The organism is Massilia sp. 9096 (assembly GCF_000745265.1).
Taxonomy (GTDB): domain Bacteria; phylum Pseudomonadota; class Gammaproteobacteria; order Burkholderiales; family Burkholderiaceae_D; genus Telluria.
Window position 1 is genome coordinate 4,335,130 of record NZ_JQNN01000001.1, and the last position, 15,086, is coordinate 4,350,215.

The following is a 15,086-nucleotide window of genomic DNA, read 5'->3' on the forward strand; positions in this document are numbered from 1 at the left end:
TTGGAACAATTACTTCCTTATTATGAGCAAGAGCTCGGCTACCTGCGCCGCCATCTGCGCGACTTCGCCGAGCGCTATCCCAAGATTGCCGGCCGCCTCTTGATCAGCGGCGAAGTGTGCGAGGATCCGCACATCGAGCGCATGATCGAATCGTTTGCCCTGCTCAATGCGCGCATTGCCAAGCGGCTCGACGACGATTATCCGGAATTCACCGAAGCGCTGTTCGAAGTGCTGTATCCGCACTATCTGCGGCCGTTTCCCTCGTGCTCGATCGCGCGCGTCGAGCCCGGCAGCGCCCAGCAGCCGACCACGGCCGGCGTGATCGCGCGCGGCACGCAGCTGAACACGCGCCCGGTGCGCGGCGCGGCCTGCACGTTCCGCACCGTGTACCCGGTGACGGTGGCGCCGCTCGACCTGGTCGGCGCCCATTTTTCGGCCATCGTCCAGCCGCCGGACACGGTGCGCCTGCCGCCCGGCGCCAGTGCCGCCATCAGCCTGACGATCGCCATGACCGCCGAGCAGCCCGCGCTGCGCGACCTGGCGCTGCCCAGGCTGCGCGTGTTCATCGACGGCGAACCTTCGTTCTGCGCGGCGCTGCGCGATGCGCTGTTCATGCGCGTGGTGTCGGCCCACGTTGAAAGCGAGCGCGACGGCCGCTGGGTGGCGCTCGAGGCGATTCCGGTCAGCCCGGCCGGCTTCGGCGACCACGACGCGCTGATCGATTTTCCATCGCGCTCGCACCAGGCTTATCGCCTGCTCACCGAATACTTTTGTTTTCCCGAAAAATTCAATTTCTTCGACATCGATTTCGCTGCCCTTACCGGCGTCCTGCCGCCGCGCACGCGCACGCTGACGCTGCACCTGGCCTTGTCCGGCATCCGCTCGGATTCCAACCTCGCGCGCATGCTGGGCACGTTGTCGCCGAATAACGTGCTGCTGGGCTGCACACCGGTCGTGAACCTGTTCCGCCAGCACGGCGAGCCGATCCGCCTGACCCACACCAGCGCCAGCTATCCGGTGCTCGCCGATGCGCGCCGCGCCTACGGCTACGAGGTGTACGCGATCGACTCGGTCAACCTGGTGCGCCAGACGCCGCAGGGCGAAACGATCGTCGAATTCCAGCCGTTTTATTCGCTCAAGCATGCCCAGAACGCCGAGCGCGGCGATGGGCACGACCGCCAGCGCGGCGGCCATTACTGGGCCTTGCGGCGCGACGACATGCTGGCCGATAAAAGTCCCGGCTTCGAGACCCAGATCACCATCGTCGACATCGACTTCGACCCGGCCGATGTCGAAACCAGCACACTGAACATCGAATTGACCTGCACCAACCGCGATTTGCCCTCGCTGCTGTCGTATGGCCAGCGCGGCGGCGATCTGTTCCTCGACGGCGGCTCGAACACGCGCGTTATCAGCTTCCTGCGCAAGCCGACCCACGCCTACCGCTTCGAGCGCGGCTACAACGCGCACTGGCGCCTGGTATCGCACTTGTCGCTGAATCATCTGACCTTGACCGCCGGCGGCGCCGACGCGCTGCGCGAGACCCTGGCCTTGTACGACCTGCCGGGCTCGCCGTCGTCGCAGCGCCAGATCGGCGCCATCAAGGACGTCACCCAGCACGCGGCCAGCGCCTGGCTGCCGGGTAATCCGTTTCCCTGCCTGGTACGCGGTGTCGAAGTGCGCCTGCTGGTCGACGCGGAAGCCTTCATCGGCAGCGGCATCCACGCGTTCGCCCACGTACTCGAGCGTTTTCTTGCACTGTTGGTGCACGCCAATAGTTTTACCCAACTGGCGATCGTCTCCGACAAATCCGGCGAGACCTTATTCACATGCACAGCACGAAGCGGCGAATTGAGCCTGCTGTAATCGAGTGCCTGTTCCGCGAACCCTACCGCTTCGATTATTTCCAGGCGGTGCGCGTGCTCGAGCTCTGGCTGCGCCGCCGCGGCGTGGCCGCACAGGACGTGGCGCCGCGCTTCCTGCGCTTCGAAAACTCGACCTCGCTCGGTTCTCCGGCCAGCCAGCTGGAAGCGATCGCCACCGAGCCGCACGACATCGCCCACGACGCGCCAGCGCTGGCAGCCGCGGTGCAATCGTCGGCGCTACAGGCGATCCGCGTACGGCCCGCCTTCATGGGTTTGCTGAGCGGCACTGGCGTGCTGCCGGTCCATTACACCGAACGCATCGCCGAACACGAGCTGCAGCACAAGGACCCCGGCCCGCGCGCTTTCCTGGACACGCTGTCGAACCGATCGCTGGCACAGTTTTATGCGGCATGGAAAAAATATCGGCTGGAGCTGCACTACCAGGGCAAGAACGACGATGGTTTTCTGCCCTTGCTGCTCCACCTGGCCGGGCTCGGTCAACCGGCCTTGCGCAAGCGCCTGCGCGCGCGCGAGGGTGGTTTGCAGGACGCAACCATCGGGTATTTTGCCGCGGCAATCCGGCATCGGCCGGTGTCCGCGGTGCAGATCGCGCGCGTGCTGTCGGATTATTTTGGCCAGCCGGTCGAGGTCGAACAATTCGTCGGCAGCTGGTACGCGGTGCCACCAACCCAGCAAAGCACGCTCGGCAGTCCGAGCGCCACGCTGGGCCGGACCGCACTGACCGGGGCGCGCGTCTGGCAACGGGATTTGCGCCTGCGCCTGATCGCCGGGCCGCTCGATGGTCCCGGATTCGCCGCCTTCCTGCCGGGCGGCACGGCGGCGAGCGCGCTGCGCACCTTGCTGTCCCTGTTCACCGGTCTTACGCTCGAATACGAAATCGAGCTGGTGCTGCGCGCCGCCGACGTGCGCAGCGTCACGCTCGGCGACGACCAGGCCGGCCGGCTCGGCTGGGACGCCTACCTGGTTGACGCACCGCAGACGCACGACCGGCGTGACGTGCGCTACGAGATCGCGCTTGGCTGAATCGACTGCGCCGGTGCATCGTCGAACAAGCCGTTGCCGTTCCAGCGCACCAGTGACGGCGGCGCCTGCCGCGCCACCGCCTTTCTCGCATACCCGGGTCCGAGCTTGGCCAGCATGCGCGGAAATGCCCGGCAATAACTGGACTGCACCCCGGCCAGCCGCGCCAGCTGGGCGTACTCGACCACGGCATCCGGCGGCGCCGCATTCAGCACACGCCGTACGCGTTCGCGCCAATCGTCGGACCAGGCCGGCAAGCAGATCCCGCTAACGCGCACCGCATCGCCTTCCCGGATCACACCGCCTTTGAGCACGCGCGCCAGCATGCCGCGGCGCGGCCCGAGTGCACGCGCCAGACCCTGTCGATAACGGTCGAGTTGTCCACAAGCTTCGCACTGAAACATCAAGCGCAGCAGCACGTCATCGCCGATATGCAGCACGGTGCCGGAACGCAGTTGCGCCGTGTCGACGTCGAGCAGCAGGTTTTCGCGCAGCGTGTGTTCTGGCAGCTCAAGTTGCGAATATGTGCCGGCATCGGCAAGCAGCACTTGGCGCGGCGACGAGGGATCGGCATGCCCGTCATGCGCCAGGCCGCTGCCGGCAATGGCATCGACCGCGTCGAGCCGCTGCGGCGCCGCGGCGCCCTGAGGGCGGATGGAGAGGGCGATGATACGTCCGATATTCATCGAAAGTGTTAGTTGGATACGTCGGTTAGCGATTGGACTCGAGACTTAGTTTACCTGCCTGCGCTCGTATCGCGCTGCCGGGGGATTTATACAACAAAATTGATTGCCTTTAGATAATCCGATTCAGGTATCAGATTTATCAAACCCAGTTAGGGCTTCGGGGAATAAGGTGGTGATGCATTGCGGGTATGCGCCAGCGTCAGACAAATCGGCCATGACTGGATGCGATACGCAAACGCGCAGCCATCGAATGCACAAGCTTTCCAGGGAGCTGATGATGACGCATGTTGAAGTGAGTAGAAGAAACTTCATGCAACGCTCGGCGCTGTTATTGGGAGCTTCCACGATCGCACCGACAGTATTTGGCCAAACCACCTTGACGGTGCGTCCCGAATGGCAGTCGTTCAAGACGACGCCGCGCTACGACTCGTTCATCAAGGCGGTCAAGTTAATGAAGGCCAATACCAATGCCAACGACCCCAGGAGCTGGTCGTACTGGACCAATATCCACTTGTACCAATGTCCACATTCGGCGCCCTATTTTCTGGCCTGGCATCGCGGTTACCTGTATTACTTCGAACGGCAATTGCGCAGCGTGTCCGGCGATACCAAACTTGTTCTGCCCTACTGGGATTACTATACCAACCCGGCATTACCGGCCGAGTTCACCAACCCCAACGGCGGCAATCCGCTGTATATCCAGCGTGTCAATACCAACGTCCGCCAAGCGTTGACGATGGCGCCATTCTCTTCGACGCTCATCAATTTTCCCAGAGGTACATCCAAGGCCTTCGAACCGAGTTTCGAAGGCGCGCCGCATAACCCGGTGCATGACATCATCGGCAGCTGGATGGCCGATTTGCAGTCGCCGACCGACCCGATCTTCTGGCTGCACCATGCGAATGTCGACAGATTGTGGGTGGCCTGGGTCAATGCCGGCGGCGGGCGCAAGATGCCGGCGCTGACCAACACGTACTGGTCCGGATCGCACACGTACATGAGCTCGCTGACGATGGCGCGATCATCGACCTACAGCACGCGCACGACGCTGGCATACAGCTACCAGAGCGAATCGCTTCCGAGCAAGTTGCCGTTGGCACAGCTGACGCCTGCGGACGTGCATCGCGTGCAGGCCACGCCGGAAGACCTGCGCGCAGTGCTGCCGGCGGTCGGCGCGTTCCGGTTGTCTCCGCCACGCCAGACCAGCGAACAGACGTTCGCGCTCGGCGGCGCGTTCGACGTCGGGCTCGATGAGCGCTCGATCAGTGTCCAGTTGCCGGTCAGCACGGAAAGTACGCAGACCCTGGCGCAGATCGCGACCGGCAGTACGGCGCTTTTGCCCGGCAATCCAAAACGCTACCGCTCCATCGAACTCGTCCTTGACGACGTCGAAGTCAGCGAAATCGGAAAAGCAGGAGGATATTACTACCAAGTGGTCCTGAGCATCCCCGTAGCGACGGCCGCCGCAAGCAGGTCGAGAACCATCCTCATCGGCACACTGGGCCCGTTCAAGATCAATGGGGCGGCGCATCATCATGGCGGCGGCCCTGTGCAGTTGCGCTACCGAATCGACCGCAGCGCCTTCGACAAGGCGTCATCGCGATCCGGCGCCATGTCGGTTTGGTTTGTACGGGTCAGTGGGGACCAGAGTCCCAAAGGCGGCGTCATCGGGCTTGGCGAAGTGCGGCTGGAAACCTCGACCGAGGAACAGGATCCGTAGTCAGGCAATCTGCATCGAAATGGCGGCTGCATCCTCATTTTAGGGTGAATTTCATGTCGAATGGTTCCGCTATCATTGAACCTGAATACCCGGCCGTACAGCCGCCGCGTGATCAGGCGTCGCCGCATGAGATCTCGATTTCATGCTACGACGTCGTGCCGCCGTCACTCGACGACGAGCTGGTGCGGTTGTACCAGCACATGAATTCCTCGCTTTGCCACCATGCCGTTGCGCGCAGGGCGCGGCATGCTCACGCCTATGTCGCGCGCCGGGGCGAGCAGGCGCTGGCGGTTTTCTTGTTCGAGCGTGAGAACAGCAGCATCGTGGTGTTCAATGAAATGATGCAGCTTGCGGCGGAAGAAATCGAACGGTTCGCAAAGGCCATGTTCAGCCGCTTTCCTTCGGTCTCGCGGGTCTCGTTTTCCAAGATCGGCAAGGACATCGGAACGCTGTCGCTGCCTTGGCAACAATACGGGCAGGCCGAGGATATCGTGGTGAGTTTGCCTGAAACTCCCGAGGCCTATCTGTCCCGCCTGGGTTCCAAATTGCGCCACAACATCCGGCACCAGATGAAATCGATTTGCGCCGACTTTCCCGCGTTTTCGTTCGAAACCTATGAGAACCAGGCAATCGCTGAACAGCATGTGTCAGACCTCATCGAGTTAAAGAAAGTTAACATCGACGAAAAACGCATCAAATTCGGCGTAACGCCCGAAGACGCTGAGTGGATGATCGAGCGGGCAAAGACCCATGGCATGCTGGTGGTTGCCCTGCTCGACGGTAAAGTATGCGGCGGCAGTTTGAGCTTTCGTCTTGGGGACCATTATTTTTCGCATCTGAACGGCTACGACCCGCGATTTGCAAAATACAGCCTGGGCATGCTGTGCTGCTATCTCGCCATCAAGGAACAGATCGAGCGTGGGGCGAAGGAGGCGCATCTGCTGTGGGGACGTAACCCGTACAAATTCAAGCTGCTCGGCGTACAGCGCGATTTGGCCAACCTGGATATCTACCGGTCGCGTATGCAGTATTACCTGCATTGCCATCGTGTCTTTAGAAATGCACGCAATAATTTCGTTGAGAAGCAAAAGCAGATGCTGCTGGAAAATACGCAACGCAGCGGTTTGATGCCCTCCCTGCTGGGCCGGATCGTCAAGGTCATGCGAACGATCAAGCGCTCGAACTTTCGACCTGCCAGCTGATTCGCACTGATGGCGCGGCGGGAGCTACTGAAAAAATGCCGGCCTGAAAACTCAGGCCGGCACCTTAGATACCTGGCGGAAACGGATTACAAGCAGAAACGAACGGCCCGATTCCCCTCAAGGGACTTACTCCACCGTCACCGACTTCGCCAGGTTGCGCGGCTTGTCGACGTCGGTGCCGCGCGCCAGCGCAGTGTGGTAAGCCAGCAGCTGCAACGCAGCGACGTGCAGGATTGGCGACAGCAGACCGTAGTGTTCCGGCAGGCGGATCACGTGCAGGCCGTCACCCGAGGTGATGTGGGTGTCGACGTCGGCGAACACGTACAACTGGCCGCCGCGGGCGCGCACTTCCTGCATGTTCGACTTCAGCTTTTCCAGCAGCGCATCGTTCGGGGCGATGGTCACGACCGGCATCTCTTCGGTCACCAGCGCCAGTGGGCCGTGCTTCAGCTCGCCCGCCGGATAGGCTTCGGCGTGGATGTACGAGATTTCCTTGAGTTTCAAGGCGCCTTCCAGCGCGATCGGGTAGTGGATGCCGCGGCCCAGGAACAGCGCGTTTTCCTTGCGTGCGAATTCCTCGGCCCAGGCGATGACTTGCGGCTCGAGCGCCAGCACCGAGCTCAGTGCGACCGGCAGGTGGCGCATCTGCTTCAGGTAGTTCGCTTCCTGCTCGTCGTCCAGGCGGCCGTTGACTTGCGCCAGCGTCAGCGTCAGCAGGAATAGCGCGGCCAGCTGCGTGGTGAAGGCCTTGGTCGAGGCGACGCCGACTTCGACGCCAGCGCGCGTGATGTAGGCCAGTTTGCACTCGCGCACCATGGCGCTGGTCGAGACGTTGCAGATGGTGAGGGTGTGGTGCATGCCCAGGCTGCGCGCGTGTTTCAAAGCGGCCAGGGTATCGGCGGTTTCGCCCGACTGCGAAATCGTCACGACCAGCGTCTGCGGGTTCGGCACACTGTCGCGATAACGGTATTCGCTGGCGATTTCGACGTTGACCGGGATTTTCGCCACCGATTCGATCCAGTACTTGGCGGTCAGGCCGGCGTAGTAGCTGGTGCCGCAGGCCAGGATCAGCACGCGGTCGATTTCCTTGAACACGCGGTAGGCCTGGTCGCCGAACAGTTCCGGCATGATGCCGGTGACGCCTTCCAGCGTGTCGCCGACCACGCGCGGCTGCTCGAAGATTTCCTTCTGCATGTAGTGGCGGTATGGGCCCAGCTCGGCGGCGCCGGTGTGCGCGTGCACGGTCTTGACCTCGCGCTCGACCGGACGGCCGTCGGCGTCGACGATCCAGACGCGCGCCAGTTGCAGGTCGACCACGTCGCCTTCTTCCAGATAAATGATCTGGTCGGTGGTACCGGCCAGCGCCATCGCGTCGGACGCGACGAAATTTTCACCTTTGCCGATGCCGACGATCAGCGGCGAACCCTGGCGTGCGGCGACGACGCGATGCGGCTCTTCGCGGCAGAACACGGCGATCGCGTAGGCGCCATGCAGGCGCTTGACGGCCTGCTGCACGGTGGCGAACAAGTCGCCGTCGTACATGTGGTCCACGAGGTGGGCGATGACTTCGGTATCGGTCTGGCTCTGGAACACGTAGCCGAGTTCGGTCAGTTCGCTGCGCAGCTCGTCATGGTTTTCGATGATGCCGTTATGCACCAGCGCGATGCGGGCATTGTCTTCGCTTGGCGAGAAGTGCGGGTGCGCGTTGCGGGTGGCCGGGGCGCCGTGGGTGGCCCAGCGGGTATGGGCGATGCCCGTGAAACCCTGCAAATGCGTTTCCTGGATCTGCGCTTCGAGGTCGGCCACGCGCGAGGTGCTGCGCGAACGCGCCAGATGCCCATCCACGTGCAGTGCAACGCCGCAGGAATCGTAGCCACGGTACTCGAGACGCTTCAGACCTTCGAGCAGGATAGGGGTAATGTTACGCTGGGCTACTGCTCCGACGATACCACACATGGTAAGGCTCCAATAAAAGTTGATTAATATCACTAATGTAGATCATAAGGCGTGAAATATGCTTTCTGTGCGCGCCTTATTTTGATAGATTATTTCATACCTGCTTAGAAGAGAAATATTCTTTCATACTTCGTCGAATTTTTTTCAAATATGCCAAATCCAAGCGATCTATTGGACGATCTTGATCGTCGCATCCTGAACGCATTACAGATTGATGCCACGCATACCAATGCCGAGTTAGCGGAATTGGTACACGTTTCGCCACCAACTTGCCTGCGCCGAGTCAAGCAGCTGACGGACATTGGTGTTATCGAACGGCAAGTTGCGATCGTCGCACCGGAGAAGGTCGGCGTAAAACTGACTGCCATCGTCGAGATCACGCTCGATGTCCAGGCCGCCGACCGGATGGCGGAATTCGAGCGCATCGTGGCGGCCGAGCCGGCCGTACTGCAGTGCTACCGTGTCTCGCCCGGGCCGGACTTCGTGCTGGTGGTGCAGGTGGCGGACATGCCTGCTTACCACGCCCTGGCGCACCGCCTGTTCACGACGCACAGCAATGTGCGCAACGTCAAAGCGTATTTTTCGACCTTCCGCAGCAAGTTCGAGACGCGCATTGCGGTGTAGTCCGGGTTTACAAAATCACAGGTCATCCACAGGGGCCTGTGAATAATGTGGATAAGCCTGGATTGACGGGCGGACAGCAAGAGCGAAGTCATGCACAGGTCATCCACACCATGCTGTGGACAAGCAGCCTAGAAAGTTCCCGAGGTACTGAACCGTGCCTGACGACGTCTCCTCAGCCTTGCGTCAGGAACATGATCTAACCGGGTCATCAGGTCCGGAAGCACAGGTTGCACTGTGGATAAGTTCAAGCACAGTAGCGACACGCCATGCAACAGAGTCATCTCCACAAGACAACAGGCCCGCCGGTTGACCGTGCGGGCCTGTGGATGACTCTGTGGACAGCGTGTTGAACGGGCTGTGCAAAGCCGGTGGATCAGCCTGTGTTTATCCTAGGGATATCCTGTGGCTTTGCTGTGGACCTGCCTTGTATAAACAGTGGATAAGTTTATTTCTTGACCTTGACCGGGCGCTTCCAGCCCTCGACCGTGATCTGCTTCGGCCGCGAGATGGTCAGCTTGCCGGCCGGCGCATCCTTGGTCAGCGTGGTGCCGGCGCCCAGCGTCGCGCCTTTACCCACGGTGACCGGCGCCACCAGCTGGGTGTCGCTGCCGATGAAGGCCTCGTCCTCGATCGTGGTGCGGGATTTGTTGGCGCCATCGTAATTGCAGGTGATGGTGCCGGCGCCGATGTTGACGCGCGAGCCGACATCGGCATCGCCGACATAGGACAGGTGGTTGGCCTTGCTGTGCGCGGCGATCTTGCTGTTCTTGACTTCGACGAAGTTGCCGATGTGAACATCTTCGCCCAAGCTGGTGCCCGGGCGCAGGCGCGCGTAAGGGCCGATCTGAGATTTGTCGCCGACGATCGCGTCTTCCAGGTGGCAGAACGGTTTGATCTGGGCCCCGGCCGCGACTTCGGTGTTGACCAGCACGCAGTGCGCGCCGATGGTCACGCCTTCGCCCAGCACCACGCGCCCTTCGAACACGCAGCCGACGTCGATGGTGACGTCGCGCCCGCAGACCAGCTCGCCGCGCACGTCGATGCGCGCCGGATCGAACAGGGTCACGCCCTTCTCCAACAGGCTGGTCGCGATGTTGAGCTGGTGACGGCGCTCGAGCTCGGCCAGCTGCACCTTGCTGTTCACGCCCGCCACTTCCCATTCTGCCGATGGCTGCGCCGACACCACCGGCACGCCGGCGGCAACGGCCTGGGCCACGATGTCGGTCAGGTAGTACTCGCCCTGGGCATTGTTGTTTTGCAGGCCGTTGAGCCAGCCGTCCAGGTAGCGGGTCGGGATCACCATGATGCCGCTGTTGATTTCCTTGATGGCGCGCTGGGCCTCATCGGCATCCTTTTCTTCGACGATGCGCACGATGTTGCCGTTCTCGCGCACGATGCGGCCCAGGCCGAAAGGATTGTCCTGCACCACGGTCAGGATCGCCAGCTTGTCGTCGCCGGCCGCTTCGATCAGGCGCTGCAGGCTGGCGCCCGTGGTCAGCGGGACGTCGCCGTACAGCACCAGGGTCGGCGCCTGCGCGTCGATGTGCGGCAGTGCCTGGATCACGGCGTGCCCGGTGCCCAGCTGCGGCTGCTGCAGGGCGGTGTCGATCGCGACTTCACCCTCGGCGCTCCAGGCTTGAACCGCACTCGGCACCGCTGCGCCCCCATGCCCATAAATCACGCATAATTTCTTCGGACTCAGGCTGCGAGCCGTATCGATAACGTGACGCAACAGCGGCTTGCCAGCCAAGGGATGCAAAACCTTTGGCAGGGCGGATTGCATACGTTTGCCCATGCCGGCGGCGAGGATGACTACGTTCATAAGCCGTTCTCAAGTAAAGTTTGTCGTTGGAAAAATATGAAAAAGTTTAACACGCCCCAAACCCTGTTCCAGCGCGCACGCATGATGCTGCTGGTCGCCATGATGGTGCTGATCGCTGGCTGCAGCGCGATCCGCCTGACATACAACCACGGTGACACGCTGCTGTACTGGTGGTTGAACGCATATCTCGATCTCGACAGCGACCAGACCGACTGGGTCAAGAAAGATATCGATAATCTGTTCCAATGGCACCGCAGCACCCAGCTGCGCGACTATGCCGGCTTGCTGGCCAAGATGCAGCGCCAGTTGGCCGACGGCAACGTGACGCAGGATGAGCTGCTGTCCGACTACCGCGACATCAAGACGCGTACCGAGTTGCTAGCGTTCAAGGCGCTGCCTCAGCTGGCGGACCTGGCCATGTCGATCAAGCCGGACCAGATCGAACAAATGGAAAAGAAGTTCGCCAAGAACAATGACAAATTCCGCCGCGATTTCATGAGCGGCAGTGTCGAAGACCAGAAAAACGCGCGCTATAAAAAGGCGATGGAGCAGCTGAATCTGTGGTTCGGCAGTTTCAGCCGCGAGCAGGAAGCGCAATTGCGCAAGGCGTCCGATGCGCGCCCGCTCGACAACGACGTCTGGATGCAGGAGCGCGTGCTGCGGCAAAAGAAAATCATCGCGCTGCTGCAGCGCATTCACCAGCAAAAGATGAACAAGGAGCAGACCATGTCGGCGATTCACGACCTGCTGCGTGATTTCTTCGACCGCATGGAGGCGCCGGACCGCAAGGCATTCTTCGATGCTTATGTCGACAGCACCTCGAAGTTCATCCTGTCGGCGATCCGCATCACCACGCCGGACCAGAAAGCCCATGCACAGCAACGCATGCAAGGCTGGATCAACGATTTCAACGCGCTCGCCGCTAATAAATAGACGGATTGTCAGCGCAGCGAAGGACGGCACGCGGCTCGGACAACGCGTGCTATAGTCCGGCCATGCAAAAGAAGAAGTCCGCTCCTCCCTCTTATCCACGCCGTCCCGGGCCGCCACAGCAAGTGCGCATCATCGGCGGCGCCTGGAAACGCACCCCGCTGCCGGTGCTCGACGCCCTCGGACTGCGCCCGACGCCCGACCGCGTGCGCGAAACCGTATTCAACTGGATCAATCACCAGCTGCCCGGCGCCTGGGCGCAAGTCGATTGCCTCGACCTGTTCGCCGGTAGCGGCGCGCTCGGCTTCGAAGCGGCCAGCCGCGGCGCGCGCAGCGTCACCATGGTCGACAGCTTTTTTCCCGTGGTGCGCCAGCTCGAAACGAACAAACAAAAACTGAAGGCCGACACGGTATCGGTGCTGCGCGCGGACGCGCTCGCGCTCGCGCGCGACCTGGCGCAGCGTGGCCAGCGCTTCGGCCTGATCTTCCTGGATCCGCCTTATCAACAGGATTTCCTGAGCCAGGCGCTGCCGCTGTGCGCCGGCCTGCTCGCGCCGGGCGGCCTGGTCTACGCCGAGTCGGGTGCAGTGCTGCCGTTTGGCGACGACGAGGCGTCGGACACGTCCGACGCCTCCGACGCATCCAACGTGTCGGGCCCGCCGGACTGGCTGGCGCCGTGGCAGCCGATCCGCTCTGACAAGGCCGGCATGGTGCATTACACCTTGTTGAAATTACGATAAGCCGGCTGCAGGTACAGCGTTTGGCTCGGCACGTGCCCGGTTAATGTGCAGAAGCCGGGCAAAAGCAGGGCAAAACCCGCGCGAAACCGGGCAAAACCTGCCCTATAGGGGGCAGCTGCCGAAATTTCAGGCATAATGCGCGTCTATTCAGGTGCATTCTCCAGGGAGTCGCAATGGTTGTAGCCGTTTATCCAGGAACTTTCGATCCGCTGACCCGCGGCCACGAGGATTTGGTGCGTCGCGCATCGGGTCTGTTCGACACCCTGGTGGTCGGGGTTGCCGACAGCAAGAACAAGCGTCCGTTCTTCTCCCTCGACGAACGCCTAGATATTGCCAAGGAAGTGCTGGGCCATTATCCGAACGTGAAGGTCGAGAGCTTTTCCGGCCTGCTCAAGGATTTCGTGCGCCAGAACGACGCCCGGGTGATCGTGCGCGGCCTGCGCGCCGTGTCCGACTTCGAATACGAGTTCCAGATGGCGGGCATGAACCGCTATCTGCTGCCCGACGTCGAAACCCTGTTCCTGACCCCGTCCGATCAGTACCAGTTCATCTCGGGCACCATCGTGCGCGAAATCGCGATGCTGGGCGGCGACGTGTCGAAATTCGTCTTCCCATCGGTCAACCGCTGGCTGCAAAATAAAATCGCCGCCATGACCGCTGCGCCGAAGGCTTAACCCAAGTTATCACTCGAGTTATCCAATGGCTTTGCTGATTACCGACGACTGCATTAATTGCGACGTGTGCGAGCCCGAGTGCCCGAACGACGCCATCTCGATGGGCGCGGAGTATTACCAGATCGATCCGCAAAAATGCACCGAGTGCGTCGGCCATTTCGACGAACCGCAGTGCCAGCAGGTGTGCCCGGTGTCCTGCATTCCGTTCAACCCGGAGTGGCGCGAAACGCGCGACCAGTTGCAAGCGAAATACGAGCGCCTGAGCGCCGACAAGGCCAAGGCCGCCTGACAGCTTCCCTAGTCCCTCGCAGCCCCTGTCCGCTCGGCAAGCGTCCGAGCCGCTATTCATTGCGTGTAAACGGAATATATAAAGGCCGTGGTATGCTGGTTTCATGAGCGAGCCAGCCTACAACGATCTGCGCACGGAGTTGCCTCCTTCGGTCAGCGCGAACATCGGCACCATCGCCGAATTTTCCGCTCGCCATTCTGAGCATTTATCTGCGACCCAGCGTTTTGTCGAAAAGACGGCTGGCATCCTGGGCAGCCCGGGCTATGTTGCGGTGAACATCATTTTCATCGTGTTGTGGATCGCGCTCAACCTGCTGATGCCCGACCTCGGCCATAAGCGCATCGACGACCCACCCTTCTTCTGGCTACAGGGCATTATCAGTTTGAACGCCTTCATCATTTCGACCACAGTCCTGATCCGCCAGAACCGGATGTCGAAACTCGCTGACCACCATGCCCACCTCGACCTGCAAGTCAATCTGCTGACCGACGAAAAGTGCAGCAAAATTATCGCCTTGCTCGAAGAATTGCGTCATGACTTGCCAAACGTCGACACCAAGACCGACCGCGAAGCGGACGAGCTGGCCAAACCAGCCGATCCCAGGGCCGTACTGAGTGCAATCGAGCGCGAGCAAGATCCTTCCTGCTGAATCGACGCAAGCTCTGTCGGATGCGCCCAGCATCAGGGCGGCTCGACATATGGCCACAGCGTTGAAATAATCGCACATAAGGATTATGGAATTATTCGGTGCTCATTGGTTTGCACTAAATAAGCACGCTCATGCTATTCAATGCTGAGAGGCACAATGAACGCACTATTCGATCCCTATAATATTAATTCCTGAGGAGAACTCCATGATTTCAACGCCATCCAAGATCCGTGGCTTGTTGGCGGGCGCTGCGCTGGCCATGGCGGTCAGCCTGCCGGCCATAGCATCGGTCGACGTCAGCGGCTACAAATTCGACGATACCGCCCAGGTGGCCGGCAAAGAGCTCAAACTGAACGGCGCCGGCATGCGCACCAAATTCGTTGTCAAGGTTTATGCCGCCGGCTTGTACGTGCCCGACAAGAAAAACAACACGGCCGACATTCTCAAGGAAGAAGGCCCACGCCGCGTGACGATCCAGATGGCGCGCGATGTCTCGTCCGAGGATTTCGGCAAGGCTTTCATGGAAGGCTTGAACGATAACGTCGACAAGAACGAAAAGCAGCGCATCGTGTCCCAGATCGGCAGGATGGGCGAGCTGTTCGCCAGTGTCAACGGCCTCAAGAAAGGTGATGTCCTGCACCTGGACTGGATTCCCGGTACCGGCACCCAAGCCGAATTGAACGGCAAAAAGCTGGGCGGCCCCATCCCGGACCTCAATTTTTATAACGCGATCCTGCGCATCTGGATAGGTGACAGGCCGGTCGACCGTTCGCTCAAGCCGGCGCTGCTGGGCGACGTCAAATAAGCCTGTTATCCCCCCAAACGACGCGGCCGAGTGCCGCGTTTTTTTTCGCCTGGATTTTTGACTGCATGCCGTCGTTTTTTCTG

14 protein-coding genes are annotated in these 15,086 nt (G+C 61.0%); 11 read left to right on the forward strand and 3 right to left on the reverse strand.

Annotated elements, in window-relative coordinates; genetic code table 11:
* Nucleotides 1-1,866: a type VI secretion system baseplate subunit TssF gene (tssF, locus tag FA90_RS18750; RefSeq protein WP_036171385.1), complete on the forward strand. Its 1,866-nt coding sequence runs from the start codon at nt 1-3 to the stop codon at nt 1,864-1,866.
* Nucleotides 1,830-2,909, forward strand: a complete 1,080-nt coding sequence (tssG, locus tag FA90_RS18755; RefSeq protein WP_036176318.1) for a type VI secretion system baseplate subunit TssG — start codon at nt 1,830-1,832, stop codon at nt 2,907-2,909. Before tssF ends, tssG begins: the two co-directional genes overlap by 37 nt.
* Here tssG and FA90_RS18760 read toward each other — a convergent pair.
* Nucleotides 2,888-3,592, reverse strand: coding sequence for an MOSC domain-containing protein (locus FA90_RS18760; protein WP_036171387.1), 705 nt, complete (start codon nt 3,590-3,592; stop codon nt 2,888-2,890). The genes tssG and FA90_RS18760 overlap by 22 nt on opposite strands.
* Before the next feature lie 250 nt (nt 3,593-3,842).
* Here FA90_RS18760 and FA90_RS18765 point away from each other — a divergent pair, with 250 nt between their 5' ends.
* Complete coding sequence (locus tag FA90_RS18765; protein WP_197065328.1) at nt 3,843-5,312, forward strand: tyrosinase family protein; 1,470 nt, start codon at nt 3,843-3,845, stop codon at nt 5,310-5,312.
* A gap of 53 nt (nt 5,313-5,365) precedes the next feature.
* Nucleotides 5,366-6,514, forward strand: a complete 1,149-nt coding sequence (locus FA90_RS18770) for a GNAT family N-acetyltransferase (protein WP_036171394.1) — start codon at nt 5,366-5,368, stop codon at nt 6,512-6,514.
* Nucleotides 6,515-6,640: 126 nt separating this feature from the next.
* Here FA90_RS18770 and glmS read toward each other — a convergent pair whose 3' ends face one another.
* On the reverse strand, nt 6,641-8,470 hold the full coding sequence (gene glmS, locus FA90_RS18775) for a glutamine--fructose-6-phosphate transaminase (isomerizing) (protein ID WP_036171397.1): 1,830 nt from the start codon (nt 8,468-8,470) through the stop codon (nt 6,641-6,643).
* Nucleotides 8,471-8,620: 150 nt separating this feature from the next.
* Between glmS and FA90_RS18780 the strand changes: the two genes are divergently transcribed.
* Entirely contained in the window at nt 8,621-9,094 is a 474-nt protein-coding gene (locus tag FA90_RS18780) for an Lrp/AsnC family transcriptional regulator (protein ID WP_036171400.1), read from the forward strand.
* Nucleotides 9,095-9,539: 445 nt separating this feature from the next.
* On the opposite strand, the gene glmU is transcribed toward FA90_RS18780, so the two are convergent.
* A complete protein-coding gene (gene glmU / locus FA90_RS18785) occupies nt 9,540-10,916 on the reverse strand; it encodes a bifunctional UDP-N-acetylglucosamine diphosphorylase/glucosamine-1-phosphate N-acetyltransferase GlmU (RefSeq protein ID WP_036171403.1) in 1,377 nt (458 codons plus the stop codon).
* A 36-nt stretch (nt 10,917-10,952) separates the two neighbouring features.
* On the opposite strand from glmU, the gene FA90_RS18790 reads away from it, so the two are divergent.
* The 6 genes from FA90_RS18790 (at nt 10,953) to FA90_RS18815 (ending at nt 15,003) form a co-directional block, all read left to right on the forward strand.
* On the forward strand, nt 10,953-11,849 hold the full coding sequence (locus FA90_RS18790) for a DUF6279 family lipoprotein (protein WP_051971911.1): 897 nt from the start codon (nt 10,953-10,955) through the stop codon (nt 11,847-11,849).
* 62 nt (nt 11,850-11,911) lie between these two features.
* The gene (gene rsmD / locus FA90_RS18795; protein WP_036171406.1) at nt 11,912-12,586 is read left to right on the forward strand and encodes a 16S rRNA (guanine(966)-N(2))-methyltransferase RsmD; all 675 of its coding nucleotides are present in this window, start codon (nt 11,912-11,914) and stop codon (nt 12,584-12,586) included.
* A 173-nt stretch (nt 12,587-12,759) separates the two neighbouring features.
* Nucleotides 12,760-13,260 (forward strand): pantetheine-phosphate adenylyltransferase, encoded by a 501-nt coding sequence (coaD, locus tag FA90_RS18800; RefSeq protein WP_036171409.1) that lies wholly within the window; start codon nt 12,760-12,762, stop codon nt 13,258-13,260.
* A 25-nt stretch (nt 13,261-13,285) separates the two neighbouring features.
* Nucleotides 13,286-13,549, forward strand: coding sequence for a YfhL family 4Fe-4S dicluster ferredoxin (locus FA90_RS18805; protein ID WP_036171411.1), 264 nt, complete (start codon nt 13,286-13,288; stop codon nt 13,547-13,549).
* Between the two features lie 103 nt (nt 13,550-13,652).
* Nucleotides 13,653-14,198: a DUF1003 domain-containing protein gene (locus tag FA90_RS25170; RefSeq protein ID WP_051971912.1), complete on the forward strand. Its 546-nt coding sequence runs from the start codon at nt 13,653-13,655 to the stop codon at nt 14,196-14,198.
* A 205-nt stretch (nt 14,199-14,403) separates the two neighbouring features.
* Complete coding sequence (locus FA90_RS18815) at nt 14,404-15,003, forward strand: chalcone isomerase family protein (protein ID WP_239700825.1); 600 nt, start codon at nt 14,404-14,406, stop codon at nt 15,001-15,003.
* The last annotated feature ends 83 nt before the right edge of the window (nt 15,004-15,086 follow it).

Excerpts from the sequence above, each read along its gene's own strand:
- glmU (WP_036171403.1), bottom strand. The coding sequence starts at position 10,916 with ATGAACGTAGTCATCCTCGCCGCCGGCATGGGCAAACGTATGCAATCC.
- FA90_RS18790 (WP_051971911.1), top strand. The coding sequence starts at position 10,953 with ATGAAAAAGTTTAACACGCCCCAAACCCTGTTCCAGCGCGCACGCATG.
- rsmD (WP_036171406.1), top strand. The coding sequence starts at position 11,912 with ATGCAAAAGAAGAAGTCCGCTCCTCCCTCTTATCCACGCCGTCCCGGG.
- FA90_RS18780 (WP_036171400.1), top strand. The coding sequence starts at position 8,621 with ATGCCAAATCCAAGCGATCTATTGGACGATCTTGATCGTCGCATCCTG.
- tssG (WP_036176318.1), top strand. The coding sequence starts at position 1,830 with ATGCACAGCACGAAGCGGCGAATTGAGCCTGCTGTAATCGAGTGCCTG.
- FA90_RS25170 (WP_051971912.1), top strand. The coding sequence starts at position 13,653 with ATGAGCGAGCCAGCCTACAACGATCTGCGCACGGAGTTGCCTCCTTCG.
- FA90_RS18815 (WP_239700825.1), top strand. The coding sequence starts at position 14,404 with ATGATTTCAACGCCATCCAAGATCCGTGGCTTGTTGGCGGGCGCTGCG.
- FA90_RS18805 (WP_036171411.1), top strand. The coding sequence starts at position 13,286 with ATGGCTTTGCTGATTACCGACGACTGCATTAATTGCGACGTGTGCGAG.
- FA90_RS18760 (WP_036171387.1), bottom strand. The coding sequence starts at position 3,592 with ATGAATATCGGACGTATCATCGCCCTCTCCATCCGCCCTCAGGGCGCC.
- FA90_RS18770 (WP_036171394.1), top strand. The coding sequence starts at position 5,366 with ATGTCGAATGGTTCCGCTATCATTGAACCTGAATACCCGGCCGTACAG.
- FA90_RS18765 (WP_197065328.1), top strand. The coding sequence starts at position 3,843 with ATGCACAAGCTTTCCAGGGAGCTGATGATGACGCATGTTGAAGTGAGT.
- coaD (WP_036171409.1), top strand. The coding sequence starts at position 12,760 with ATGGTTGTAGCCGTTTATCCAGGAACTTTCGATCCGCTGACCCGCGGC.
- glmS (WP_036171397.1), bottom strand. The coding sequence starts at position 8,470 with ATGTGTGGTATCGTCGGAGCAGTAGCCCAGCGTAACATTACCCCTATC.